The sequence below is a fragment of the Natrinema sp. CGMCC1.2065 genome (assembly GCF_051225675.1).
GTDB classification, from domain to species: domain Archaea; phylum Halobacteriota; class Halobacteria; order Halobacteriales; family Natrialbaceae; genus Natrinema; species Natrinema thermotolerans.
Genome location: NZ_JBPJSJ010000008.1, coordinates 22,236 through 48,452 on the forward strand (window position 1 = coordinate 22,236; position 26,217 = coordinate 48,452).

A 26,217-nucleotide genomic window follows, 5' to 3' on the forward strand; every position below is an offset into this window, starting at 1 on the left:
CGCGAAAGGAACGGGTATGAGTTCGTCGGAAGCGGACGGCGTGACGCTGTCGGTTCGCGCCGCGGAGAAAGGCGACGCCGGCCGGGGCGTCGCGCGCATCCCCGAGCAGGCGCGGCGACAGCTCGGAGTTCTCAGCGGCGATACCGTCGTGATCGAGGGCACAGAGACGACGGTCGCCAAGATGTGGCCGGCCGACGCGTCCGTCCCGGAGACGGCGATCCAGATCGACGGCGATACGCGCGCGAACGCGGGCGTCCACGTCGGCGATACGGTCGCCGTCCGGGCCAAGGACAAGTCGACGATCACCGACGCCGACCGCGTGACCCTCGTCGCGCCGCCGGGACTTTCCGACCGCCAGCAGCGGGCCGCCGAAACCGACGCGACGAAGCGACTCCGGAACCGACCGGTCCGTGCCGGGGAACAGATCCGGATCGAAGGGATCGACCAGCAACCGTTCAGGGTGACCGACACCGATCCGAACGGCGACGTGCGGATCACCGACGAGACGACGGTCCGGATCGTCGACGCCGGCGCGGGATCGGGTGCTGTCGGCTCGAGCGACGCCGGCTCCGGTACCGCTGCCAGCGGCGGTTCGGATACCCGCAGCGAGGGGGCCGCGTCCCTCCCGTCCGACGGCGCGACCGACCGCGACGAACCCGGGCCGAGTTCGGGCGTCACCTACGAGGACATCGGCGGCTTGGACGAGGAACTCGAACTGGTCCGGGAGATGATCGAACTCCCGCTGTCGGAACCGGAGCTGTTCCGTCGTCTCGGCGTCGAGCCGCCGTCGGGCGTTTTGCTGTACGGCCCGCCGGGCACCGGGAAGACCCTGATCGCACGGGCAGTTGCCAACGAGGTCGATGCCAATTTCGAGACGATCTCGGGGCCGGAGATCATGTCGAAGTACAAAGGCGAGAGCGAGGAACGGCTCCGAGAGGTGTTCGAAACCGCCGAGGCGAACGCACCGACGATAATTTTCTTCGACGAAATCGATTCTATTGCGGGCGCTCGAGACGGCGAGGGTGACGCCGAAAACCGGATCGTCGGCCAACTGCTGACGCTGATGGACGGTCTCGACGCCCGCGGCGAGGTCATCGTCATCGGCGCGACCAACCGCGTCGATACGATCGATCCCGCACTCCGGCGCGGCGGTCGCTTCGACCGCGAGATTCAGATCGGCGTCCCCGACGAGGAGGGCCGCCGGGAGATCCTCGAGGTCCATACCCGCGGGATGCCACTCGCGGACGATGTCGACGTCGACGCGATCGCGCGACGGACCCACGGCTTCGTCGGGGCAGACCTGGACGCCGTCTCGAGCGAGGCCGCGATGGCGGCCATCCGCGACCGGCCGACCGATACCGACGAGAAACAGGACTGGAACCGGAACCCGACGGTGCGAACGGCCCACTTCGACGCCGCGCTCGCGTCGGTCGAGCCCTCCGCGATGCGCGAGTACGTCGCCGAGTCGCCGACCACCGACTTCGACGACGTGGGCGGCCTCGAGGCGGCGAAACAGACACTCCGGGAGTCGGTCGAGTGGCCGCTGACCTACGACCGACTCTTCGAGGAGACCAATACGAACCCGCCGTCGGGCGTCTTGCTGTACGGGCCGCCCGGCACCGGCAAGACGTTGCTCGCCCGGGCGCTCGCGGGCGAGACCGACGTCAACTTCGTCCGCGTCGACGGGCCCGAGATCGTCGACCGCTACGTCGGCGAGAGCGAGAAGGCGATCCGCGAGGTCTTCGAGCGCGCTCGCCAGTCGGCACCCTCGATCGTCTTCTTCGACGAGATCGACGCGATCACCGCCGCCCGCGGCGAGGGCCACGAGGTCACCGAACGCGTCGTCTCACAGCTGCTGACCGAACTCGATGGAATGCGGGAGAACCCCAACCTCGTGGTGCTGGCCGCAACGAACCGCAAAGACCAGATCGACCCGGCACTGCTTCGACCCGGCCGGCTCGATACCCACGTCTTCGTCGGCGAACCGGACCTCGAGGCTCGGAAAAAGATCCTCGCGGTCCACGCCGAGGGCAAGCCGCTCGCCGACGACGTCGACATCGACGACCTGGCGGTCGAACTCGAGGGGTACACCGGTGCCGACCTCGAGGCGCTGGTCAGGGACGCCTCGATGCGAGCGATCCGCGACGTCGCGAGCGAGTACGGGCCGGAAACGGCAAACGAGAAGGCTTCGGAGGTCCGAATCGAGCGCCGCCACCTCGAGGCCGCGCGGGACGCAACCGACCGGCCCTAGCGTCGCGTCACGGGCCGGCGATCCGAGGCCGGCCCGTCGGCGTCGGCGGCTCGGTCAGTGTCGTCACGATCGTCCGTCCGGGGCCACCGAACGCAGTTCGTCGACGGTACCGAGGACGGAGAGGTCGTCGCCGGCCCGGAGGGTCAGGTTGTCCGCCGGGAACGGACGGACCTCGCCGTCGCGGACCACGGCGAGGACGGTCCCCGGAACCCACCCGACGAAGACGTTCTCGAGCGACCCGCCGTCGTCGACGGTGACCGACCTGACCGTCCCATCGGCCGCACGGAGCGCGGCGAGTAGCCGGAAACCGTCGTCAGGGGGGCCAGACCGAGCCGCGAGTCGATACCGGGTGTCAGGCTCGGTAGCGAGTCGGTCGGCAACGTCGGCGTCGACGGCGACGGTCGCGGCGTCGCCATCCGTCGCCCACAGCCGTCCGGTCGCGACGAGGCGACTCGATCCCTCGGCGGTCGCCCAGACTTCGACGGGGTCGCCCGCGCCGACGGCGGGCGCCGGCTCGCCGCGGATCGACACCGCGACGGTTCCCGGCGGGATGGTCGCTGCGATCCCCGACCGGGTTCCCCCGACCGCGAGCCGGTCGATCGCCCCGTCGGCCCCGACCGTGATCGAGACGTGGCCGAGATCGTAATCGCGCTCGAGCCGGCTCGAGAGTCGGGTTCGAAGCGCCGAGTGGGTATCGACCTGCGGTAACAGGACCGTGCTGCCGGCGAGATCGCGTTTGATCGACGGCTCGACGGATGGGGAGCCCGCCGCGTCGTCGATCCGGTCGGGCAGCCGGACGACCGACGGGAGCCGCGCCGACCGAACGAGTGCGGCGATCTCGCCGGTCGCGCCAAGTCGCTCGATGTCGAAGACATCGCGGGCGATCCGATCGCCCACCCGCCGGCCGCCCTCGGCGCTGAGGGCGCTCGCGGCGATCGCCCCGAGGAAGTACGCGGCGGTGGCGTAGTGAACGAGCGGCGTCCCATCGAGTATCGTCGACCGACCGAGCCCGACTGCGTTCAGCCAGCCGACGACGACGCCGAGCCCCGCGAACAGCCCCACGCCAACGGGGAGCGCTCGAGCGCTCGCGACGCGGTAGCCGAACGCGACGACCGTCGCGACAAGCCCCGACAGGAGCGCGAACCCGACGACGGTTCGCATCGCCGTTTCGGTCCACTCGGTGACGACCGCCTGAGCGAGGACGCTCATGGCGACACCCCCGTCGCCGCCTCGACGGGCGGCGGTGGACGCAAGTCGTGATCGTCATCGATGTAACGCTGGAGGGTGACTTTGTCCCCCGAAACGAACACCGATTCCCGGTCGTCGAGTGTCTCCGGATCCGGATCGAGCTGCCACCGGTTCCGGTCGGCAACGGGCTTTGCTCCCGTCGTCTCGGTCGCATCGACATCGGCCGGTGAACTCGCCGCAACGGGATGGATCGAATCGTCAGTCTCGCCCTTGCTCGCCTCGAGCGCCGATGCGATCGTCCCCCCGGAGACGTGCCGGACCGCGTAGTCCGCTCGCTCGAGGCGGGCCAGCGCCTCCCGCTCGGGGTCGTGACCGGTCGCGGGAACGGCGATGCGAGCGTGATCTGCGGCCAGGAGCGGCGTGGCGTCGGGTGCGGGAACGGCGACGGTAACGGTCTCGTCCTCATCAGTCGAATCGTCGGCTCCCGTCTCTCGCCCCGGGCGGGCACACCCGTCGACGGACAGGACGGTTCCCGTCGTCGACGCGTCTCGAGTGACGACCTCGACGGTCGTCCCGGGCACCAATCCGGGCGGGAAGGGGGCGGAAACCGAAACCGCACGCCAGCCGTCCGGAACCGCAGCCGCGACGCCGTCGGTCGGCGGTGCAGCGGCGACGGTCGCCCGGCCGCGGCCGTCGATCGATACCGACACGGCGGTCAGGTCGTATTCGGTTCGGAGCCGCGTCGCTAGCCGGGTCTCGAGGGCCGAAAGCGGAAGGTCCGCGGGCAGTCGCCACGCGTCGGCTTCGATCGCCGTCCGCACGTCCGGTGACAGCGGCGGGTAGCCGTCGATATCGCGAACACCGCCGGTTGTCTGGATCCGCACCTGTCCCATGGCATCGACTGCGTCGATGGCTGCGGCCGACAGCGACCGCGTCCGGATAGTCGGCCGATCGGCCCCGATCGGGAGTTCCGCGGCGATGCGCTCGCCCTGACTCGCCGCGGACGCCGAAAGGAGGGCGACGACGAGCGCCGCGGCCCCGAATCGGGGGACCTGCGCTCGACTGACCCCTCCCTCGAGGAGGCCGACGAAATACCCGTTGCACCCGGCGAGGAAGACGCCGATACTGACGGCGGCCGGGAGCGGGAGTTCGCGATCCCGGCAGTCAGTTACGACGGCGAGGGCACCGACGACGATCGCGGGACCGACGCCGACGACGAAGCCGAACGCGATACCGACGACGAGTTCCGTCGTAATTTCGATCATCGGTGGTAGCGGCCGGCGATCATCGGGAAACGACCCGGATGGTCGGGTTCGGTTGCTCGTCGATATAGTTGCTGTCCGACGGCGGGATCACCTCGAGCTGGATCGCCCCCATGTCCTGATCGGCCCGCAGGCTCTGGTCACCGCTGAAATCGAGCTGTGCGTGATTGTCGTCGCCGGTCGGTTTGTCGAGGACGCCGTCGAGTTGCGCCGAGTCGGCGGTCGCGACGATGGTTGCGTCCGAGACGTTGTTCCCGTTCTCGTCGATCGCGTAGACGTCTACCTTCGCGTCGCTTCCGGTCGCGTCCGCCTCGATCACCTGATCGTCGTCGGCGATCTTCACGGTCACTTCCGTATCGCCGACGCTACCGATCCCGCCGAGCATGTTCAGCATGATCGCGAGCGCCGCGACCCCGACGACCAGCGCGATGACTAGCCGGATCGGCAGTCCCTCGATCGCGCGGTCGTCGCGAGCGAACGACGACAGTGATCGATGCGGTCCGTCCCTCGAATCGGACTCAGTCCGGTTCGAACTCATGGGCGTGCTGGCCGCGGCTTCCGTCTTAAACGGTGGGACGCGGGTTCAAATACGAAGCCGCGGGAGTCGGGGCCGTGAGCTTCGTACTCGGTCGCGATGCCGACCGCGAGGACGGCCCCAGCTGTCGGCTCGGTGTCTATCGGGCGCTCGACGGCAGCGACGGCGCCCCGCTCGCGCTCGATCTGGACTCTCCCCACGCGATCGCGCTCGTCGGCAAGCGCGGCTACGGTAAGTCACATACGATGGGTGTGATCGCGGAGGGGCTCGCACGGGCGCATGGACTCGCACCAGTCGTTGTCGATCCGATGGGAGCGTTCGCAACGCTCGCGGCGTCGGCGGACGGCAAGCCGGTTCCGGCGACGGTCGTCGCGGAGCCGACGGTCGCGCCGGCGTCGCTCGACCCCAGGTCGTGGTGTACGCTGCTCGGTCTCTCGCCGGAAAGTGCCGCCGGAAGCCTCCTCTGGCGGGCCGCACAGGCCGAACCTACGATCGACGGCATGCGAACGCACGTCGAATCGGCCGACGCGGCACGCGCCGCACGACGCGCGGCGACGAACCACCTGCGGCTGGCCGACTCGTGGGACGTCTTCGACGCCGACGGGCTCGGCGCTCGAGCGCTTGCCGGTCCCGAAATAACGGTCGTCGACGTCTCCAGTCTCTCGGCCGCCCCGATGAACGCCGTCTGTCGCGGGGTCGCCGAAGCGCTGTACCGCGCCCGCGTCGACGCCGCGGTCGACCGGCTCCCCTGGCTCTTGCTCGACGAGGCCCACACCTTCTTCGACGGCGTGGCCGCACCCGCCCTCGAGACGATCCTGACCCGCGGCCGCGCGCCCGGCGTCAGCCTCGTGGCCGCCACACAGCGCCCGAGCGCGCTCCCCGACGTCGGGATCTCACAGTCCGATATCCTCGTCTCGCACCGGCTTACAGCCGGGGACGATCTGGCGGCGCTCGAGGCCGCCCAGCCGACCTACGTCGGCGGCTCGCTGGCCGACGCCGACCGACTACCGGAGGCCCCCGGCGAGGTCCTCGTCATCGACGACGCCACGGAGACGGTCCACGCGGGGCGGGTGCGGGAGCGAGACACGCCACACGGCGGCGAGAGCCCGGCTGCGAGCGACGTGGTCGTTCGTCCCGACCATAGTAGCCACTGAAAGTCATTGCGCACCCGATCGCACGACGGCTGTGCGATCGGTGTGTAAATCGTTTCGGTTGTTACGATAGCGACCAAACGGCCGTCTCGCGGTTCCGTGGGTATCCGACCGGCGAAACAGCGACGAAAAGGGGGATTCGCGTTACTGGAAGCCGATCCGGCTGCCGCGACGACCCGTCGGATCGGGACCGCCGCCGCCACCGCCGCGGAACTCCTCTTCGATCCGCTCGTAGTAGTCGAGAATGTCGTCGGTGATCGTCGGCCGGACGTTCTCCATGGCCTGCCGGAAGTGTCGCATCTCGACGACGTCTGCCTCCTCGTCCTCGCGCAGCGCCTCGATGGCCGCCTCGCGGGCGATCGACTCGAGGTCGCTGCCGACGTAGCCGTCCGTGATCTCGGCGATCTCGCGCAGGGTGACGTCGGCCGCCAGCGGCGTGTCCTGGGTGTGGATCTCGAGGATGCGTTCGCGGCCGTCGACGTCGGGCTGGCCGATCATGACTAGCCGGTCGAAGCGGCCCGAGCGCAGCAGTGCGGGGTCGATCATGTCCGGGCGGTTGGTCGCGCCGATGACCATCACGTCGCCCATGTCCTCTAACCCGTCGAGTTCGGTCAGCAGTTGGTTGACGACCCGCTCGGAGACGTTCGAGCCGGTCTCACCGCCCCGGCCGGGCGCGAGCGCGTCGAGTTCGTCGAAGAAGATGACCGTCGGCGAGACCTGACGGGCCTTGCGGAAGGTCTGGCGGATGGCTTTCTCCGACTCGCCGACCCACTTCGAGAGCAGCTGCGGGCCACGCACCGAGATGAAGTTGGCGTTGGTCTCGTTGGCGACGGCTTTCGCCATCAGCGTCTTCCCGGTGCCCGGCGGGCCGTACAGCAAGACGCCGGCCGGCGGGTCGACGCCGAGCCGATCGAACCGCTCGGGGTTCGAGAGCGGCCACTCGACCGATTCCTGGACCTGGTCCTTGGCGTCGTGGAGGCCGCCGACGTCGTCCCAGGAGATCTTCGGCAGCTCCACGAGGACTTCCCGCATTGCCGAGGGTTCGACCTCGTTCAAGGCGCCGCGGAAGTCCTCCCGTTTGACGATCATCCGGTCGATCAGGCTCGGCGGGATGTCCTCCTCGTCGAGATCGATCTCGGGGAGGTACCGGCGTAGCGCCTTCATCGCCGCCTCTTTGGTCAGGCTCTCGATGTCGGCCCCGACGAAACCGTGGGTCTCGTCGGCCAGGTGACCGAGGCTGACGTCGTCCGAGAGGGGCATCCCGCGGGTGTGGATCTGCAGGATCTCCTCGCGGCCCGTCTCGTCGGGGACGCCGATCTCGATCTCGCGGTCGAACCGGCCCGGCCGTCGGAGCGCGGGGTCGACGCTGTCGACGCGGTTAGTCGCCGCGATGACGATGACCTGTCCCCGGGACTCGAGGCCGTCCATCATCGTCAGCAACTGGGCGACGACCCGGCGCTCGACCTCGCCGGTGACGTCTTCCCGTTTGGGAGCGATAGAGTCGAGTTCGTCGATGAAGATGATCGAGGGCGACTCCTCGGTCGCGTCCTCGAAGATCTCCCTGAGTTGCTGTTCGGACTCGCCGTAGTACTTCGAGATGATCTCCGGCCCGGCGATAGAGAAGAAACTGGCGGAGGTCTCGTTGGCGACGGCCTTCGCGAGCAGCGTTTTCCCGGTGCCCGGCGGGCCGTGCAGGAGGACCCCCTGTGGCGGCTCGATGCCGAGTTTCTTGAAGATCTGCGGGTGTTTCATCGGGAGTTCGACCATCTCCCTGACCCGCTGGATCTCGTTTTGGAGGCCACCGATGTCCTCGTAGGTGATCCCGCCACCGGTCTTCTCGAAGCCCGAGATCGGCTCCTCGCGGAGTTCGACATCGGTGTCCTCGGTGATGAGGACCACCCCCTCGGGCTCGGTTTCGACGGCGATCAGCGGGATCGCCTGGCCCGGCGACCGCATGAACGGATGGTTCGTCGAGGACATCACCGGAACGATGTCGCGACCGACGACCGGCCGCTTTAAGATCTGGCGTTTCACCATGCCGGCGGCGTCGGAGCCGAACTGGACCGACGCCTCCTCCGGCGGCGCGAGGACGAGCTTGTCGGCTTTCGTCGCCTCGGCCTTGCGGATCGTCACCCGCTCGCCGATACCGACGTCGGCGTTCTGGCGCGTGAAGCCGTCGATGCGGACGGTGTCGGTGTTCCAGTCCTGCCGGTCGGCACGCCAGACCTTCGCGGCAGTGGTGTCTGCACCCTCGATCTCGATGATGTCGCCCGGACTCAGCTTCAGATGCAACAGCGTGTCCGGGTCGAGTCGGGCGATACCACGACCCGAATCGTTCGGGTACGCCTTCGCAACCTCCAGTTGGACTTCGTTCATGATTTGGGGACGGCGATGTAATTGACTCCGATTCGTGCGCGGATAGGTTTTTTGCTAGGGTGAGTCATTTCCTGTGCTAGTATCTACCATACTCACGTCGGACGGGCGGTTACAAAGATGTACCGGCCTCGGTTGGTTTTGGCCCTATCGATACCGCCCCTCGAGCGAGGAGAGATGGCTTTTTGCGTTTTCCGCGCCGAGAACTGGCATGCGAGTCCTCGCGTTCGACGGCCGGATGGGAGCCAGCGGCGATATGATCCTTGCCGCGCTCATAGACGCCGGTGCCGACGCCGCCGTCCTCGAGCCGGTAACCGAGGCACTGCCGGTGGCCTACCGGATCGACGACACCGAAAAGACCGGGATCGCGGCCACGACGGCCGACGTCGTCTTCCCCGACGACGATCACGCACACGACCACGATCACGCCGACACGGACGGTGCGCACGGTCACGATCATTCCCACGGTCACGATCATTCGCACGAACAGGCCGACACGGAGGGCGGGCACACACACGAGACGGCAGGCGACGGTACCGACACTCCCGCAGAGGGCCACGGCCCCCATCGCAGCTACCGCGAGGTCTGCGAGATCGTTCGGGAAATGGACCTCGAGCCGGCAGTCGAGCGCGATGCGCTCGCGATCTTCGAACTGCTCGGCGAGGCCGAGGCTGCCGTCCACGGCGCAGACCTCGAGTCGATCCACTTCCACGAGGTCGGGGCCGACGACGCGATCGCGGACGTGGTCGGCGCGGCGGCCCTGTTGCACGACCTCGAGCCCGATCGCGTCGTCACGACCCCGCTTGCGACCGGCGGCGGGACGGTCTCGATGAGCCACGGCGAGTACCCCGTCCCCACGCCGGCGGTGGTCGAACTCGCCCAGTGGGCCGACTGGTCGCTGCGGGGCGGCCCCGTCGACGCCGAACTCCTGACGCCGACCGGCGCAGCGATCCTGGCGCACGTCGCCGACGGCGTCGATTCGCTGCCCGCGCTCGACCTCGAGTCATCGGGCTACGGTGCGGGCGGCTACGATCTCGACCCGCATCCGAACGTGCTTCGTACGCTGGTCGGGACCGGCGAGGGGACGCTGGTGAAAGACGATATCGCCGTCCTCGAGACGAACCTCGACGACGCGACGCCGGAAGTGCTGGGTGGCCTGCAGGAGACGCTCTCGGACGCGGGCGCTCGAGACGTGTCGATCCTGCCCGCGACGATGAAGAAGTCCCGGCCCGGGCATCTGGTGAAGGTCATTTGTAAACCGGCGGATCGGGAGCGGGTCGCTCGAGCGCTGGCCGAGGAGACCGGGACGCTCGGCGTCCGGGATTCGGGGGCCACACACCGATGGATCGCCGAGCGGGAGTTCGAGACGGTGACGCTCGAGATCGACGGCGAGGAGTACGAGGTCAGCGTGAAAATCGCCAGCGATGCTGACGGTGATGTCTACGATGTGAGTGCGGAGTACGACGACGCGAAGGCAGTAGCTCGTAAGAGCGATAATTCGATCCGCGAAGTGGTTCATCAAGCAGAATCCGATGTTATAGCTGACTTGGAATAGAGGGCCACGAGCAGATAGATCTCCAATCGGGTTATAGAGTCCGGTCCAAGTTACCGGATAAAATAAAACCGAATAGGAGGAATTACAGCGTTATTAGCTGAGGATTCCAGCTTCGATCAGGAGTTCGATAATGCTGTCACCGCCGTTGTCGCCGTTGTCACCGTTGTCGCCGTTGTCACCGTTGTCGCCGTTGTCGCCGTTGTCGCCGTTGTCGCCGTCGTCGCCGTTGTCGCCGTTGTCGCCGTTGTCGCCGTCGTCGCCGTTGTCGCCGTTGTCGCCGTTGTCGCCGTCGTCGCCGTCGTCGCCGTTGTCGCCGTCGTCGCCGTCGTCGCCGTTGTCGCCGTTGTCGCCGTCGTCGGCACCGTCACCGAAATCGACGTCAATATCGTGGCCTGCGTCAGCAGCTTGGGTACCGCTCTGGCTGACATTGACGTCACCATCGGTGGTCGCCGTCTGTGCGTTCTGGTTCTGTTGTTGGTTCACCTGAACGCCACCGATGTTATCGTCCTGATTATTATCGTTTATCTGTGCGACTTCTTGGTCTTGATCGACGCTATGTGTTTCTACGTACGTGGAGGTGTCCCCTAGATCATCGAGTTCTCCTTGGGTTTCGACTTCAGCGTCGTTATTGTCATCGTCGTAGTCTCCGGCCGCGGCTGTTCCAGCAGCCCCCATGAAAGCGAGGCCGCCGATCACTGCTATCGTCAGTGCGAGCGTGAGTGCGCGTTTCATTGGTTCGGTCACCGTGTGTGGGCACCACGCGTCGCCACACTGGGGAGACTCTCGAGGGGGCTCCCTCGAGCGACAGTGCTGTCGCTAGTGGCGAATGCGGCTGTCGTCTCCCGGTCGCTCCCCGCTGTGGCGCGTTGCCCGGTCGCTACTCATCACGGGGACCCATTTGAATCCGGCAAACGGTTTCGAGCCGAATAGCGGCATTAGAAAACCTGATACGTCCGTTTATGCGTCCAGGGTAACCGTTCAGCGACCGTAACCAACAACGTGTCGTCGTTTCGACGACCCTATTCGGACTTCCCTCAGCGTTTCGAGGACGGGATTCCGCGCCCCCGTTGCCGAAATCCGCGGTGTGAAACGGTTGTTGATCCGTTTCGCGGCGCTAATACCCGCATTCGATCCCTGAAACGATCAGTAAGCAGATCAATGGCGCGCCAAAGCATTCCTCAATTTTCATTTTCAGTCGAGTGGCGATAAATACGCCCAGACAGGTTCGAGCAAGACGGTTCGGTGAACCGAAGCCGCCGATTTCTCCCCGTAAGTAGCCCCCTTCGGTCCCATAGGCGACTTCATACTCCGGCCAACCTGTCGATAACAAAGTCTGTAATGGGAGAACGGGGGTTTGCGTTGCACAGTTACAGAAACGAAAGACAATCACGACGAATATCAAACACTCAATGACAACCGATACGACGAGACGATCACGAGCTACGACGGTTCTTATGGCCTGTATGCTGGCCTTGTCGATGGCGATGGCTGGCGTCCCGGCCGCGTCCGCGGGCGGTGACGCCGCGTCCAACAGTGACACGGTACACACGCTCGAGGACGGCGACGAGCTGTATCTGGTCTTTGGCGCCGACCTCGGCGATATGTCGCTCGAGGAGTACGTCGAACAACACGCGGACGGGACGAGCAGCTCGGCCGCCGAAGTCATCCAGCACCAAGACGTCGATCAAGTCAACATCAACGAACAGGGGTCGGCGGTCTCGGTCTCGATCGACGGCGGCCAGGCGACGGCCGTCCAGGAGGCCAACCAGCAGAACGACAACGTCCAGACCGGTGAGGCAACGGCCGGCAACGTCGAGGTTCGAACCGCACAGACGCAGTTCGAAAACGTCGGCGAGGTCAACATCATCATCGGCAACGGTGGCGACCAGCAGTTCGACGGCTGGGGCATCAAAGACGAGAAGGGCGACGACGAGACGGTCACCCAGGAAGCCATCGCCGGCGTGACCCAGTCCCAGACGGTCAGTCAGGTCAACTACAACAACCAGAGTACCGCGTTCGCGTACGCCATGAACGACAGCGAGGCGACCGCGCTCCAGCAGTCCTACCAGCGCAACGAGAACCTCCAGGAGGGCATGGCCAACGCCTCGAACGTCTACCTCGGTGACGGCGAGTTCGGACACGCGAAGGACAAGTCCGGCGACGACGGTCCCGGTGTCGGCCAGAGTGCCGAAGCACTCGTCAACCAGTCACAAGATGTCGCCCAGCAGAACGTCAACGAACAGGGCGGTGCGGTTGCCATCGCGATCGGCGAAAACAGCACTGCCACGGCGATTCAGTTCACCGACCAGAGCAACCTCAACGAGCAGTTCGGTAGCGCAACCGCCTCGAACCTGATGGTCTCGTCCCTCGGGATGAACGTCGCCACCGCCGGCGATGTCGACGGCGACGTCCTCTCGACCACGACTGACGCACACAAGCCCGACAAGAAGGACAAGAACGACAACGTGAACGACACCGAACAGACCGCTACCGCGGGTATTGCCCAAGAACAGGCGGTCGAACAGCAGAACATCAACTTCCAGAACACCGCGATGGCACTCGCGGAGAACGGCAGTGAGGCCACCGCGATCCAGCTCGCCTACCAGCAGAACTACAACGCACAGGTCGCCTATGCCGACGCGCTCAACGTCTACGCGAGCCCGGGCTACGTCTCCGACGACGTCACTCGGACCTCGAGTACGACCGTCACGGTCGACGGGAACGCGGGCATGGGCGCCGGCACGTCGTACGACTACGCCGGGAACGCCACGCAGACGAACGACGTCGAGCAAGAGGCCAGCGCCGCGATCGCCCAGCAGCAGATCATCACGCAGCAGAACCTGAACGAACAGCACAGCTCCATCGCAGTCGCCGAAGACGGCGGCAGCGCCGGGAGTTCACAGATCAGCATGCAGGAGAACGAGAACGTCCAGCTCACGTCGGTCGCCTCGACGAACACCTGGGTCGGCGCGTAACCTCTCGATCCGTCACACGGTCGGTTTTCGACCGCAGTGACCGACGTATCCGTTTCTTTTGTCCGGTTTTCCGACGCTACGACGACGGCTCCGAGCCGTCGGTGTCGTCCGTCTCGCGCGACTCGGTTTCCGAGCCAGTTCCATCGTTGCGGTGTTCCGCGAGCGCCTCGTCGATCGTCAACTCGCCGGCGGCGACCCGCCGGGCCAGTGCCTCGTCGATCGCCCGGTTGTGTTCGCTTCGCTCGCGCGAGCGGTCCTTGATGACCTGAATCTCCCCTTCCGTCGGCTCGATCTCGCGGGCGTCGACGACCTCTCCCTCGAGGCGAGCGATGTTGACCGCGGCCAGCACGTCGCCCATCCCCCGCGAGCCCGTTCCCAGATAGGGGGTCGTCCCCGTCTCGTCGACGAGTTCGACCCGGACGTCCTCGAGGTCGGTGACGAGTTTCGCGCCCTCGAGGCGGGAGCCGTCGCCGATCCGGACGACCGGCGAGGGCGCGTCGCTGGCCTCGCGTTCGATCACGTCGACGGCGTCGGAGAGCGGGACCTGAAAGGCGGCGACGACCGTCTCGCCGGTGAGGACGGCGATGCCGGGTTTGCGACCGGGGTCGACGCCGATGATCGTCCGACCGCCGTCGCCGCGGACGGCCGCCAGCGCCCGGTCGACCGCGCGCCGGGGGTCGTCCGGATCGGCGACGACGGTCGTCGCGTTCGCGAAGGCATCGGCGTTGTCCCCGTCGGTGATGACGACGGCCGCCCGGTCCGGTAGCTCTTCATCGAGTTCGATGGTCGTAAACGTCGTTCCGCGGTCGCGAAGTTCGTTGACGACACCGTGGTACACCTCGAAGTCCGCCGTAGCGACGACGATCACGGGCGACTTTCGCCCCCATCGGAGATAAACGTACGCGAACGGATTCCATCGTCGAGACGAGCGGTCGGAGTCGCGAGCGCCGACAGTATCGGGCCACGATCGCCCGCGAGGCGGAGGCGAAGTCCTGCCCCGGCCGTTCCGGGGCCTTTTTGCGCGTCCCCAGTCAACTCGAACCGTGACCGACGAGGCGATCCCGACCGGCTGTGGCCCGGTCGACGAGTTGCTCGACGGGGGGTTCGAACGCGGGACCGTCACGCAGTTGTACGGCCCGCCGGCGGCCGGGAAGACGAACCTCGCGCTGTCTGCCGCCGTCCAGACGGCCGTCGACGGAGGGACCGTCGTCTACATCGATACCGAAGGCGTCTCGGTCGACCGCTTCCAGCAGTTGCTCGAGGGAAGCGTCGACGGGGAAGACCTCGAGGCCGTCGCCTCGCGGATCGTCATCGAAGACGCCGTCGATTTCGAGGAACAGGCCGAGGCCGTCCGCGACGCCGAGGGGTTCGCCGAGCGCGCCGAGTTGATCGTCCTCGATAGCGCGACGGGCTTTTACCGGCTCGAGCGGACCGCCGACGGCGACGAGGGGGAAGCGCTGCGAAGCGTCACCCGACAGGTGACCCATCTGCTCTCGCTCGCGCGCAAACACGATCTCGCGGTCGTGCTGACGAATCAGGTCTTTTCGGACCCGGACTCGGACCGGACCCGTGGGCTGGGCGGCAACACGTTGGAACACTGGACCGGGACCGTCGTCCGCTTGGAGCGGTTCCGGGGCGGGAACCGACGCGCGACGCTGGAGAAACACCGCTCGAAGCCGGCCGGTGAGTCGGTTCAGTTCCGGATTACGGATCGGGGGCTCGAGGGCGGCGAGGAGTCGGCGCGACATTGAGCCACCTCCGGCCGGCCGATGGTCGGTGTCCAGTCCGGAGTTGGAAAAACGAACCCGGGGTCGATGTCGACGCTACAGTTCGTTGAGTTTCCGCAGGAGCTGGCCGCGGTACTCCTCGTCGCTGGTGACGCCCTTGAGTTCGAGGACGTTGCGCTCGAGTTTATCGAGCGCGACGCGGAAGGCGTTCTCCGAGCCGTAGCCCTCACCGGTGCCGGCGACTTGGCCCTTGTTAGTACGCAGTCGGATCTGTGACTGCACGAGCGGCGTGCCGCGGAGTCGCTCTTGGTGTTCCTTGAATCGAACGTGGGCGTGCATCACCTGCATGTCCTGGTACTTGTCGACGACGTCCTCGATGTTCTCGACGATCCCCTCTCGAGTGATGGTATCGAGCATCGAGATGTTGGTGATCTGGACGTCCATGTGTTCCTCCTCGGTGAAGGTCAGCGCCCGCAGGACGTCGGTCTTGGTGATGACGCCGATGACGACCCGGTCGTCGTCGGCCGGCGTGACCATCAGCCCCGCGTAGTCGTTGCCCAGCATCCGCTCGACGGCAGCCTCCGCGGTCGTGTCCAGCGTGGTCGTCTCGACGGGGCTGGTCATGATGTCGTAGACCGGCACGTCGAGCAACCGATCGGAGTCACCGACCCGATCGCCCGTCGTCGTCGTGTGGTTCTCCCGGATGACGAAGTCGGCGATGTCGTGGGTCGTGACGACCCCAGCGAGGAAGCCGTTCTCGTTCATCACGGGCAGGCGGGAGATGCCGTGTTCGCGCAGGAGATTGATCGCCTTGCCGATCCCGTCGTCCTCGGTGACCGTGACCGGGTCGGCGGTGTAGATGTCCTCGACGGTCAGCGCGTCGAGGTTCTCCAGTACTGCCTCGAGGATCGCGTCGTCGGTGATGACCCCCCACAGCTCGCCGTTCTCGAAGACCGGCGCGACCTTCGCGTTGCTCTCGACGAGGACGCGGGCGGTCTCCCGGACGTCTTCCTGGCGGTCGACCTTGGGCGATGGCGTACTCCGACTGGGCTTCGTGAGTGCCGCCACCTTGGCGTCGTCCTCGACGTGGGACTGGAGGATCTCCCGCTCGCTGATGACCCCCTCGTAGTCCCCGTCGTTCATGACGATAATTCCCTTGGGGTTGCCGTCCTCGAACATGGACCGGACTTTCCCCATTCGCGTCCCGACGTCGACTTCGATGAACTCCGTGGTGGCGATATCAGCGATATTCATCCTTCTACGTGAACGTAGTGCCGCCGGGGTATTTAAGATACTGCCCGTTTTATCCGGGTGGATCCAGCCCGGGTGTTTTTATACTGGCCGTTGAATGGCCGTCGATGTTCGACATCAGCGTCTTCGGACGCTACACCTACCTCGTGACCGAACTCGTCTGGGGGATCGTCGCCGCGCTCCTGTTGCGTCGTGCAAACGCCGTTCGGAAGGCCGGCGTGACCATCCTCGCGCTGTACCCCATCGCCTACGTCTGGGACCGGTATACCCTCGCCGTCGGCGTCTTCGATATCAAACTCCGGACTGGGATCGACGTCGCTGGCATCCCGCTCGAGGAACACCTGTTCATGGCGGTCGTCCCCGGTCTCGTGATCGGCATGCACGAGACGATCTTCGGCGACGGGGCGGACGGGGTCGCGGTCACGGACCCGTAATCGGTCCCTACCGCTCTCACTCGCTGTAGTCCGTCCCGACGCTCTTGTACCGGCGAGTCGACGGTCGATCCGATGGATGGGAGCCGGTCCGACGGAACGGGACACGACCGCGCCCGGCGGTGCGACCGGGCACTGCTTCGGGGACTCCTGAGTCTCCTCGTCGCGATCGCGCTCGTCGTCTCCCTCGCTGTCGGAACCGCCGTGTTCGCCCCGCAGGTGACCGACGGGCTCGGCCTCGGCGAGGGGCCCGCGCCCAGTTCCGAGCCGCCGCCGGCCGGCGAACGCAATCCGCCGGTAACGGATCCCGACGACCCGGGAACGACCCGGTACGAAACCGACGTCGAGACGATCACCTCGCCGACCGTCGAGGACTTCGTCCACGCCGAGATCAACGAGCGGCGGGCCGAACACGGCCTCGAGCCCCTCGAGTGGGACGGGACCGCCGCGTCGGTGGCTCGCGCACACACTCGCGACATGGGCCAGCGGGACTACTTCGCACATACGAACCCCGACGGCGAGGGGCCGTACGACCGCTTCAGAGACGTCGACGACTACTGTCGGGCCTACGGCGAGAACATCGCCATGACCTGGGTCGATCGACGCGTCGAACGACCGTCCGGCGGGGTCGTTCGCTACGAAACGGCCGAGACCCTCGCGATCGGTCTGGTCGATCAGTGGATGAACTCCACCGATCACCGGCGGGCGATCCTCGAGGAGGGCGAGACGCCAACGTGGGATCGGGCGGGGGTCGGCGTCTACATCGACGAGGACGGCGCAGTCTACGCCGGCCAGAACTTCTGTCGCGAGTGGTAAGCATCGCCACGGGAACGAGTCGGTCGGCGGCTGCCGCTCTCCCCGATACCGGACGACAGGAACTGCGAACGATTTACACGTTCATAGTCCTGACCGTCGTACGAACTGTATGGAGCTTCCGGAGACGGTCACAACGATCTATCGCACGGCGAGCGACCGCGATCTAACCTTTCTCGCGGCCGGTTTCGCTTACTACGCGTTCGTGTCGCTGATCCCGCTGGTCCTGCTCGCACTCGTCGTCGGCTCGCTGCTGGGCGGCGAGGCGGCCGCCGAGCGGCTGATCACTGTCGCCGGGGACTTCCTCCCGGCGTCGGGCGAAGACCTCGTTACCGAAGCCCTGACGACCGAATCGGGACGGGCCGAGGCGACCGCCGTCGCGCTCGTCGTCGCCGCCTGGGGTGCGCTCAAGGTCTTTCGAGGGCTGAGCCTCGCGTTCGACAAGGTCTACGACGAGGTCGCCGAGGAGAGCCTCGTCGGGCAACTCGTCGACGGACTCACGGTACTCGTCGCGGGCGCGGGCGCGATCGCGCTGATGATCGGGATCGGGGCAGCGCTCAGGCTCGTCACCGGTACCGTGCCGTTAGCCGACTTCCTCGGCTGGCTCATCCTGCTTGCCGGGCTCATCCTCGTCTTCTTGCCGATCTACTACGTCCTGCCGCCGATCCCCGTCGACGTGGCCGAGATCCTGCCGGGCGTGGTCTTCGCCGCCGTCGGGTGGACCATCCTCCAGTTCGGGTTCCAGCTGTACGCGGCCAACGCCGCCCAGTACGAGGCCTACGGGGCACTCGGTGCCGTGTTGTTGTTTGTTACCTGGCTCTACTTCGCGGGCATCATCATTCTGATCGGGGCCGTCCTCAACGTCGTCCGGGCGAACCCGGCGCTCGCGGAGTGATTCGCCCCCGCCGTCCGGACACAGCTACGGACCCGCCGTTCGACCACCGACAGGGGAAGGATTATGTCGTCGGCAGCGACAGCCACCACCATGAGCGACGAGCGACAATCCGGTCCCTCCACGGCCGACGAGACGGACGCGGCCGACGCCGACTCGGACGACGCCTTAGAGCCCGGCGGCGGTCCCCAGCGGGTCGTCTCCGAGGAAAGCGTCGACGACATCCTCGAGTCGCTGGATTCGACCCGGTCGGATCCCGACTCGAGCGATGGGAACGCCGGCTCGAGCGACGAGGCCGACGACACGGCGACCAGCGAGTCCGTGACGGCTGCGTTCGACGAGGACGACGTTCCGACAACCGATCCCGTGACCGACGACGGCGACGACGAGCAGTCGTCGGCGCGAACGGACACCGCTCCGGCCGACTCCACGGCCGCCGAACCGACCCCGGAGCCGAGTGCGGGCGAGGGTCGCGACAGCACGTCCGCGGACGCCACTGAGACGGAGCCGACGTCGATCGACGACGCTGCCGCTTCGATCCCGGACGACACCGACCTCGAGGACCTCGCGGCCCGCGTCGAGGCGGGCGATGTGACCGGCGCGGACGTCCGCGCGGCCGAGGCCGGCGAAGGCCGCGAATCGACCCCCGAGATCGACGATGTCGATCTCTCGATGGACGACCTCGAGACGACGGCCGCGTCGGGGTCGGCGGACGACGACTGGCCCGACGACGCCGGCCCACTCGCCGGCTCGGTCGATCGCGACGGAAACGGCGACGGAAGCGACGACGCGTCCGACGACACCCCCGGTCTGCTCGGGCGGCTCAAACGCTTCTTTTCGCCGTAACGCGGCGTCAGCTTGTGATCCTTGCTCGAAGGAGCGCCCGCAGTCACTCAGCCGACCAGTGTAATGAGGACGAACAGCGTCGCGATCGAGGACAGCGTCGTGACGAAGACGTTCAGCGACGCGAACTCCGGGTCGCCGCCGAGTTCGCTCGCGAAGACGAACGTCGAGACGGCCGTCGGCGTGCCGAGCATCACGACGCTGGCGATAAACGTCGCGGTGTCGACGGCCAGCGCGGAGAAGACGAGCCACGCGAGGGCCGGCATCACCACGACCTTGCAGGCGACGACGGCCGCGGTCGTGGCCGCGTCGATCGAGGACCGGTCGATGTCCAGCGATGCGCCAACACAGAGCAACGCGACGGGCAGCGCCAGCGACCCGACGGCGTCGAGACCGACGGCGACAGGTGACGGCACCCCGAGCCCGAGCGAACCGATCGTCAATCCGGCAAGCAGCGTCACGAGGACGGGGTTCGTCGCGAGTCGCCGCAGTTCGCCGGTAACCGTCGCGCCGGCCGCGTTAAGTGTCGAAAGGATGACGACTGTCAGCGGGACCTGAGTCAGTGAGACGACGCCGAGTACCACGCTCGCGATCGCCGTGACCGTCGGATCGAACGTCGCGGCGACCAGCGGCAATCCCAGATAGCCCAGGTTGGAGTGATACGACTGCACGATCGCGACGCTTCGGCGCGCGCTCGAGTCCCGATGCCAGTGGACGACCCAGGCGACCCCCGCGGTTCCGAAGACGACGAGCAAGAGCCCGCCGAGCAGCGCCGGCGAGAGCAACGTGGCGATCGAGCGATCGAACGTCGAAACGAAAATCAGTGCCGGGAGCGCGACGTAGTAGGCGAGGTCGTTCAACAGCGCGGTCCGGCGGTCGTCGAGGACGCCGATCGCTCGGATGCCCGCGCCGCCCACCAGGACGACGAGCAGTGCTAACAGCCGACCGACGACCTCCATACCCCGTCCCAGTCGGTTCCGTGGTTTGTACCGTTCGATCCGGTTCAACGGGGTTTTATAATAGATAACGGGACTGGTATACGATCATGACTGTAAATCGCCGTGACGTGTTGAAGCTCACGGGTGTTTCGATGGCAGCGGGTGCCGCCGGCTGTCTCGGTTCCGGCGACGAGAGCGGCAACGGGAACGAAGACGGCGAGGACTCACCGCCGACGTACGCGCAGTGGCTCACCACCGACGACGAGGGCGCGGTCGGGTTCATCTACATCGACTGGTCGGACTTCGAGGACTCCGAAAGCGACGACGAGAGCCAGAACGACGAACTGGACGAGACGTATCAGAACGACCCGATGATGGGACTGCCGATGGCCGGAACGATCGCGGCGGGGTTCGCCATCGGGTTCGGTCTCAGTTCGTACGGGCTCACCGGGGTCCTCGAGGCGACCGACTCCGAGGACGTGGAATCGCTCGAGTCGAGCGCCAACGCGACGCTCGTGACGAATCAGGCGGTCGTCCTGCCCGGCGATATCGACACCGACGAAGTGGCCGATATCCTCACCGCCGAACCCGAGTCCGCGTTCGCGAGGCAGTACGAGCGAACTGATGGGATCGACGATTACGACATCTATACCCCCGCCGACGGGAGTTCCGACGCGATCGCCGTCGGCGAGGGCGCGATCGTCTTCGTCAGCGGCAACGAGATCGCCGATCCCGTCGCCGCGGTCAAGACGCCGATCGAGGCCGCCGCGGGCGACGCCGAACGGGCGACCGAAGCGGTCGCGGACGTCGAGTGGTTCCTCTCGGCTGCCGGTCATGGTACCGTCGCATACGGGGGCTACGGTGACGAGTTCGAGACCAACCCCAGCGGCGACAGCGGTACCAGCGGTGACGGGATGTTCTCGGACGTGGAATACACCGAACTCGAGGGACTCGAGGGCGGGGTCAGCACGCTGTCGTTCGACGGCGACGGCGGCGGTTCCGGCGAGTTCGCCGCCGTTCTCGGCGACGCGGACGCGAGCGCGCTCGAGGAGTCGCTCGGCGCCTCCGCGGACGAGCGTTCGGTCGACGTCAGCGACGGTCGGGTGACCGCCTCGGCGACCTGGAACTCGGCGACCTGGAACGACGGCGAGTAAGCACCGCGACGAAAGCGACGCCTTCGATGGCGATTCTGCCCGACGGAAGACGCGGACTTCCGACGGGATCGCCCGTCTAGGGGTCGGCTCTTCGAAATCAACTGCTTCTCGAGAACGACGCCTCGAGCGGCGGGTCCCGCCAGTCGAAATCGCGGACGACTACCTCGACGTGATCTCGAGTTCGGTCGCAACCAGCGCTCGAGCCGTAGAAGTGGGGTAGAGCGGATTTGAACCACGTCGAGACGGTCGCCCTCACTACGTTCGGGCGCTGCGGCTCGCCTCGTTCAATCTGCCCGTAACAATCGTTCGAGCGACGCGCTCGTCGCTCAGTTCCTCACGATTTGTCGCTCGAAAAAATGGGTTGGAGCAGATTTGAACTGCCGGCCTCCTCCATGTCAAGGAGGTGTCGTAACCAGACTAGACCACCAACCCTGGTTCGACCTTCGTCCGTGGCCTGCGTCGCCACGTCCGCTGCACTCAATCGTTGCCGGGCACACTAATTGAAGGTTTCGAATCGACCGCCGTACGCGACTCGTCCGCACGCGGCCGGGCGACACGCTTAAGTCGATGTACTGATTTGGGCATTACAAGACAACTACGTACATTGGTGTTCACTATGCAGGACTACGTCGAACGAGTCACGGACGGGCAGGATCTCACGCAAGCGGACGCTCGAGCGGCCTCGACGGCCGTTTTCGAGGACGCGACGGAGGCACAGATCGGCGCGCTGCTGGCTGCGCTGCGAGCGAAAGGCGAGACCGAAGCCGAGATCGCCGGCTTCGCGGAGGGGATGCGTGATGCGGCCCGAACGATCTCGCCGGACCGGGCGCCGCTGGTCGATACCTGTGGCACCGGCGGGGACGACTACGACACGATCAACGTCTCGACGACGAGCGCGATCGTCGCCGGCGGGGCCGGGGTTCCGGTCGCCAAGCACGGCAACTACTCCGTCTCCTCCTCGTCGGGCAGCGCGGACGTCCTGGAGGAAGTCGGCGTCGACGTCGAGGCCGAGCCCCCGGCCGTCGAAGAAGCCATCGAGGAGGACGGTATCGGGTTCATGCTCGCGCCGGTCTTCCACCCGGCGATGAAGGCCGTCATCGGTCCACGCAAGGAACTGGGGATGCGGACGATCTTCAACGTCCTCGGGCCGCTGACCAACCCCGCAGGCGCGGACGCACAGGTCGTCGGCGTCTACGACCCCGACCTCGTTCCGGTCCTCGCGGACGCCCTGGCTCGAATGGACGTCGAGCGCGCGCTGGTCGTCCACGGCGCGGGCACCGACGAGATCGGGATCCACGGCGAGACCCGAGTCGCAGAGGTCGACGGCGAGTCGGTCGAGGAGTACACCCTCGAGCCGGCCGATCTCGGCCTCACTGAACACGACATCGCGGACATTTCGGGCGGCTCGCCCGAGGAAAACGCCGCGGACATGCGTGGGATCGTCGAGGGCGACGTGACCGGCGCGAAACGCGACGTCATCCTCGCGAACGCGGGCGCGGCGATCTACGTCGCCGGCGAGGCCGACTCGCTCGAGGCCGGCGCGGACGCGGCCCGCGAGGCCATCGAGTCGGGCGCGGCCGCCGAGAAACTCGACCAGTTACGCGGCGTCACGGCCCAGCCGACCGGGGACCGATGACCCGGGTCAAGATCTGCGGCCTGACTGATGAGACCGACCTCGAGGCGGCGATCGACGCGGGCGCGGACGCGGTCGGCATCATCTGTGACGTCTCGGTCGACACGCCCCGTGAGGTCTCGATCGAGCGGGCGACGGCGCTGGCGGCGGCGACCCCGCCGTTCGTCACGAGCGTCCTCGTGACGATGCCCGACGGGCCGGCGGACGCGATCGAACTGGTCGAGGAGATCGAGCCCGACGCGATCCAGATCCACAGTGACATCCGACCCGGCGACCTCGCGTACCTGCGCGCGAACCTCGAGGCGGAACTGCTGCTCGCGGTCGATGCCGACGACGCCGCGACCGCCGAGACCTACGACGAGATCGTCGACGGACTGCTCGTCGACACGGGCAGCGCCGAGGGCGGCGGTGGGACCGGCCGCACCCACGACTGGGACCGGACCCACACCGCCACGGCCGACCTCGAGTCGCCACTGATCCTCGCCGGGGGGCTCACCCCCGAGAACGTCGGTGACGCGGTCCGGACCGTCGCGCCCTTCGCCGTCGACGTCGCCAGCGGCGTCGAGGAGCGTGGCGGGGTCAAGGACCACGAGGCCGTTCGCTCGTTCGTCGACCGAGCCAAGACCGCCCGCAAGCGGGCGGAGCCCGACGCGTGACTCCCATGCCCGATCCCAAACCCACCCCCACCGACCGGTTCTCGTTCGATCTCGATCGGGAGGCGTTCTGTGAATACGCCGGCTCGAGTGCCGACCGGGACGACCGACCGGCCGTCGTCCGGACCGTCGCGACCCTCGAGGGCGAGACGACGCCGCTCGCGGCCTACGCCGCGCTCACCGGCCGCTCCGAGGCGAGCGACCGGGAACGCTCACCCTACGCCTTCCTCCTCGAGAGCGCGGGGAAGACCGCCTCGAGCGATCCCGACGGTGCGTTCCGGCCGAGTTCCGCCGACGCCGAGCGCCACGCGCGCTACTCCTACGTCGGCTACGACCCCGAGGCCGTCGTGACGGTCGAATCCGGCGAGGCGACCGTGGAGGCCCTGACCGACGAGGCACCGCTCGATACCATCGACACCGATGCCGAGGGCGACACCGTCGACGCGCTCCGGGCCGCGATGCCCGACGTTCGCCTCGAGAACGTGCCCGATCACGACCGCCAGCATCTCGAGGGCGGGCTGGTCGGCTTCCTAGCCTACGAGGCCGTCTACGACCTCTGGCTCGAGGAAGTCGGCTACGAGCGGCCCGATTCGCGGTTTCCCGACGCGCAGTTCCTCCTGACGACGAAGACCCTGACCTTCGACGAGCGCGACGGGACGATCTCGCTGGTCTGTACGCCCGTTCTCGAGGCCGACGACGACCCCGACGCGGTCTACGACGCGCTCGTCGCGGAAGCCGCCGAGGTGGCGGCGACGCTGTGTGCGGCCGAACCGCCCGAGACCGGCGGCTTCGTCCGCGACGAGGAGAACGCCGGGCCGAAAGCCACCTACGAGGACAGCGTCCGTGCGGCCAAGGAACACGTCCTCGACGGCGACATCTATCAGGGCGTGATCTCCCGCACGCGGGAACTCTACGGTGACATCGATCCGCTCGGCTTCTACGAGGCGATGCGCGAGGTCAACCCCTCGCCGTACATGTATCTGCTCGACCACGACGATCTGACCGTCGTCGGGGCCAGTCCCGAGACCCTGCTCTCGGTGCGCGGTCGCGAGGTCATGTCGAACCCCATCGCCGGCACCTGCGACCGGGGCTCGAGCCCCGTCGAGGACCGCCGGCTCGCGGGGGAGATGCTGGCCGACGGCAAGGAACGCGCCGAACACACGATGCTGGTCGACCTCGCGCGCAACGACGTGCGCCGCGTCTCGGAACCGGGCTCGGTCCGGGTCGACGAGTTCATGAACGTCCTCAAGTACAGCCACGTCCAGCACATCGAGTCGACGGTGACCGGCCGGCTCGCCGCGGACTCGGACGCGTTCGACGCGACGCGGGCCTCGTTCCCCGCCGGGACGCTGTCGGGCGCGCCGAAGGTCCGCGCGATGGAGATCATCGACGACCTCGAGTCCGAGCCCCGCGGGCTCTACGGCGGCGGCGTCGGCTACTACTCGTGGTCCGGCGACGCGGACTTCGCGATCGTGATTCGGACGGCGACCGTGGAAACCGAGGACGAGCAGGATCGAATCACCGTGCAGGCGGGCGCGGGACTGGTCGCCGACAGCGACCCCGCCGCCGAGTACGAGGAGACCGAACAGAAGATGGGGGGCGTCCTCGCGGCCCTCGAAGAGATCGAACTCCCAGCCGCGGAGCAGCCGTCGGACGGCGAACCCGACGCGACGCCGGAGGTGAGCCGATGAGCGCGACGGCGGCGGACGACCGCGACGCGGCGGGCCGCGACGGCGAGACGGAGCCGCTGACGGTGCTGTTCGTCGACAACTACGACTCATTCACCTACAACCTCGTCGAGTACGTCAGCCAGCAGGCCGGCACCGAGACCGCAGTTCTGAAAAACACCGCGTCGCTCGCGGACGTCCGCGCGGTCGACCCCGATGCGATCGTCATCAGCCCCGGCCCCGGGCATCCGAAGAACGACCGCGACGTGGGCGTCACGATGGACGTCCTCCGGGAGATCAGCCCCGAGGTACCGACCCTGGGGGTCTGTCTCGGCCTCGAGGCCGCCGTCTACGAGTACGGCGGCAGCGTCGGCCGCGCGCCGGAGCCGATCCACGGCAAGGCCTCCGCGGTCGACCACGATGGTGAGGGCGTCTTTGCGGGCTTAGAGCAGGGATTCCGTGCGGGCAGGTACCACTCGCTGGTCGCGACCGACGTGCCGGACTGTCTCGACGTGACGGCGACCGCGGAACACGGCTCGGAGACGCTCGTTATGGGCGTGCGCCATGCGGAATACCCCCTCGAGTGCGTGCAGTTCCACCCCGAGAGCGTCCTCACGGCCGTCGGGCACGACGTGATCGAGAACTTCCTCGCGTTCGCGAAGGAGTGAGGGCGGCGAAAAGGGGGCGTCTCAGAAGAACGGGAGGAAGCCCAGGTCGGTGAAGCCGGTGGCGTACAGCGCCGCCAGCACGACGGCGGCGACGATGCCGATACGGACGGCCAGTTTGATTGCGATCTTGATCGCGACGACGGCGACGGCGAATGCGGCAAGCGCCGCCAGGACCAGGAGGATCGTCGGTCCCGAAGTCAGTGCTTCGATCATGTACGACCCCCCGCACTGGAGGGACGTAATCTTTCTGGAAGTCG

At 67.0% G+C, this 26,217-nt stretch carries 23 protein-coding genes and 1 tRNA gene; 14 read left to right on the forward strand and 10 right to left on the reverse strand.

The genetic code is table 11. The features are described 5' to 3' along the window. Nucleotides 1-16 precede the first annotated feature (16 nt). Nucleotides 17-2,251 (forward strand): AAA family ATPase, encoded by a 2,235-nt coding sequence (locus ACSBP4_RS10035; RefSeq protein ID WP_435552125.1) that lies wholly within the window; start codon nt 17-19, stop codon nt 2,249-2,251. 63 nt (nt 2,252-2,314) lie between these two features. Here the strand turns inward: ACSBP4_RS10035 and ACSBP4_RS10040 are convergent, their stop codons facing one another. From ACSBP4_RS10040 to ACSBP4_RS10050, 3 genes are read right to left on the reverse strand one after another with little or no spacing between them, the layout of a single operon-like run. Further along, on the reverse strand, nt 2,315-3,460 hold the full coding sequence (locus ACSBP4_RS10040) for a hypothetical protein (protein WP_049966268.1): 1,146 nt from the start codon (nt 3,458-3,460) through the stop codon (nt 2,315-2,317). Continuing rightward, the gene (locus tag ACSBP4_RS10045; protein ID WP_435552127.1) at nt 3,457-4,704 is read right to left on the reverse strand and encodes a hypothetical protein; all 1,248 of its coding nucleotides are present in this window, start codon (nt 4,702-4,704) and stop codon (nt 3,457-3,459) included. Before ACSBP4_RS10045 ends, ACSBP4_RS10040 begins: the two co-directional genes overlap by 4 nt. A gap of 19 nt (nt 4,705-4,723) precedes the next feature. After that, the gene (locus tag ACSBP4_RS10050; protein ID WP_006649351.1) at nt 4,724-5,239 is read right to left on the reverse strand and encodes a DUF7382 domain-containing protein; all 516 of its coding nucleotides are present in this window, start codon (nt 5,237-5,239) and stop codon (nt 4,724-4,726) included. Nucleotides 5,240-5,313: 74 nt separating this feature from the next. On the opposite strand from ACSBP4_RS10050, the gene ACSBP4_RS10055 reads away from it, so the two are divergent. Beyond that, the gene (locus ACSBP4_RS10055; protein ID WP_049966266.1) at nt 5,314-6,390 is read left to right on the forward strand and encodes an ATP-binding protein; all 1,077 of its coding nucleotides are present in this window, start codon (nt 5,314-5,316) and stop codon (nt 6,388-6,390) included. Between the two features lie 141 nt (nt 6,391-6,531). Here the strand turns inward: ACSBP4_RS10055 and ACSBP4_RS10060 are convergent, their stop codons facing one another. Then, on the reverse strand, nt 6,532-8,763 hold the full coding sequence (locus tag ACSBP4_RS10060) for a CDC48 family AAA ATPase (RefSeq protein WP_006179730.1): 2,232 nt from the start codon (nt 8,761-8,763) through the stop codon (nt 6,532-6,534). 208 nt (nt 8,764-8,971) lie between these two features. On the opposite strand from ACSBP4_RS10060, the gene larC reads away from it, so the two are divergent. Beyond that, nucleotides 8,972-10,315: a nickel pincer cofactor biosynthesis protein LarC gene (gene larC, locus ACSBP4_RS10065; RefSeq protein WP_435552128.1), complete on the forward strand. Its 1,344-nt coding sequence runs from the start codon at nt 8,972-8,974 to the stop codon at nt 10,313-10,315. Nucleotides 10,316-10,408: 93 nt separating this feature from the next. On the opposite strand, the gene ACSBP4_RS10070 is transcribed toward larC, so the two are convergent. Further along, on the reverse strand, nt 10,409-11,047 hold the full coding sequence (locus tag ACSBP4_RS10070; RefSeq protein WP_435552129.1) for a hypothetical protein: 639 nt from the start codon (nt 11,045-11,047) through the stop codon (nt 10,409-10,411). Between the two features lie 722 nt (nt 11,048-11,769). Between ACSBP4_RS10070 and ACSBP4_RS10075 the strand changes: the two genes are divergently transcribed. Continuing rightward, nucleotides 11,770-13,290 (forward strand): hypothetical protein, encoded by a 1,521-nt coding sequence (locus ACSBP4_RS10075; RefSeq protein ID WP_435552130.1) that lies wholly within the window; start codon nt 11,770-11,772, stop codon nt 13,288-13,290. A 76-nt stretch (nt 13,291-13,366) separates the two neighbouring features. Here the strand turns inward: ACSBP4_RS10075 and ACSBP4_RS10080 are convergent, their stop codons facing one another. After that, entirely contained in the window at nt 13,367-14,158 is a 792-nt protein-coding gene (locus ACSBP4_RS10080) for a hypothetical protein (RefSeq protein WP_006649344.1), read from the reverse strand. A 175-nt stretch (nt 14,159-14,333) separates the two neighbouring features. Here ACSBP4_RS10080 and radB point away from each other — a divergent pair, with 175 nt between their 5' ends. After that, nucleotides 14,334-15,041, forward strand: coding sequence for a DNA repair and recombination protein RadB (radB, locus tag ACSBP4_RS10085; protein WP_006649343.1), 708 nt, complete (start codon nt 14,334-14,336; stop codon nt 15,039-15,041). 72 nt (nt 15,042-15,113) lie between these two features. Here the strand turns inward: radB and ACSBP4_RS10090 are convergent, their stop codons facing one another. Further along, complete coding sequence (locus ACSBP4_RS10090; RefSeq protein WP_006649342.1) at nt 15,114-16,271, reverse strand: CBS domain-containing protein; 1,158 nt, start codon at nt 16,269-16,271, stop codon at nt 15,114-15,116. A gap of 104 nt (nt 16,272-16,375) precedes the next feature. On the opposite strand from ACSBP4_RS10090, the gene ACSBP4_RS10095 reads away from it, so the two are divergent. From ACSBP4_RS10095 to ACSBP4_RS10110, 4 genes are all read left to right on the forward strand, one after another. Continuing rightward, nucleotides 16,376-16,702 carry a lycopene cyclase domain-containing protein gene (locus ACSBP4_RS10095; RefSeq protein WP_006179738.1) on the forward strand — a complete coding sequence of 109 codons (327 nt, stop codon included), beginning with the start codon at nt 16,376-16,378 and terminating at the stop codon, nt 16,700-16,702. 72 nt (nt 16,703-16,774) lie between these two features. Continuing rightward, nucleotides 16,775-17,515 (forward strand): CAP domain-containing protein, encoded by a 741-nt coding sequence (locus tag ACSBP4_RS10100; protein WP_435552131.1) that lies wholly within the window; start codon nt 16,775-16,777, stop codon nt 17,513-17,515. Nucleotides 17,516-17,624: 109 nt separating this feature from the next. Next, nucleotides 17,625-18,407, forward strand: coding sequence for a YihY/virulence factor BrkB family protein (locus ACSBP4_RS10105; protein ID WP_435552132.1), 783 nt, complete (start codon nt 17,625-17,627; stop codon nt 18,405-18,407). A 90-nt stretch (nt 18,408-18,497) separates the two neighbouring features. Continuing rightward, a complete protein-coding gene (locus tag ACSBP4_RS10110; protein WP_435552133.1) occupies nt 18,498-19,250 on the forward strand; it encodes a hypothetical protein in 753 nt (250 codons plus the stop codon). Nucleotides 19,251-19,297: 47 nt separating this feature from the next. On the opposite strand, the gene ACSBP4_RS10115 is transcribed toward ACSBP4_RS10110, so the two are convergent. Next, complete coding sequence (locus tag ACSBP4_RS10115; protein ID WP_049966259.1) at nt 19,298-20,206, reverse strand: AEC family transporter; 909 nt, start codon at nt 20,204-20,206, stop codon at nt 19,298-19,300. Nucleotides 20,207-20,292: 86 nt separating this feature from the next. On the opposite strand from ACSBP4_RS10115, the gene ACSBP4_RS10120 reads away from it, so the two are divergent. After that, on the forward strand, nt 20,293-21,339 hold the full coding sequence (locus ACSBP4_RS10120; RefSeq protein WP_435552134.1) for a hypothetical protein: 1,047 nt from the start codon (nt 20,293-20,295) through the stop codon (nt 21,337-21,339). Between the two features lie 357 nt (nt 21,340-21,696). Here ACSBP4_RS10120 and ACSBP4_RS10125 read toward each other — a convergent pair. Then, nucleotides 21,697-21,771: transfer RNA gene (locus tag ACSBP4_RS10125), tRNA-Val, on the reverse strand. Between the two features lie 184 nt (nt 21,772-21,955). On the opposite strand from ACSBP4_RS10125, the gene trpD reads away from it, so the two are divergent. Genes trpD through trpG form a run of 4 tightly spaced genes read left to right on the forward strand, consistent with a single transcriptional unit; the run spans nt 21,956 to nt 25,960 of the window. Continuing rightward, entirely contained in the window at nt 21,956-22,975 is a 1,020-nt protein-coding gene (gene trpD / locus ACSBP4_RS10130; RefSeq protein ID WP_373633399.1) for an anthranilate phosphoribosyltransferase, read from the forward strand. Continuing rightward, entirely contained in the window at nt 22,972-23,628 is a 657-nt protein-coding gene (locus ACSBP4_RS10135) for a phosphoribosylanthranilate isomerase (RefSeq protein WP_006649334.1), read from the forward strand. Before trpD ends, ACSBP4_RS10135 begins: the two co-directional genes overlap by 4 nt. A gap of 5 nt (nt 23,629-23,633) precedes the next feature. Then, nucleotides 23,634-25,316, forward strand: coding sequence for an anthranilate synthase component I (gene trpE / locus ACSBP4_RS10140; protein WP_435552135.1), 1,683 nt, complete (start codon nt 23,634-23,636; stop codon nt 25,314-25,316). Next, the gene (gene trpG / locus ACSBP4_RS10145; protein ID WP_049966255.1) at nt 25,313-25,960 is read left to right on the forward strand and encodes an anthranilate synthase component II; all 648 of its coding nucleotides are present in this window, start codon (nt 25,313-25,315) and stop codon (nt 25,958-25,960) included. Before trpE ends, trpG begins: the two co-directional genes overlap by 4 nt. Before the next feature lie 21 nt (nt 25,961-25,981). Here the strand turns inward: trpG and ACSBP4_RS10150 are convergent, their stop codons facing one another. Further along, nucleotides 25,982-26,173 carry a hypothetical protein gene (locus ACSBP4_RS10150; protein WP_006649331.1) on the reverse strand — a complete coding sequence of 64 codons (192 nt, stop codon included), beginning with the start codon at nt 26,171-26,173 and terminating at the stop codon, nt 25,982-25,984. Nucleotides 26,174-26,217: the final 44 nt, after the last annotated feature.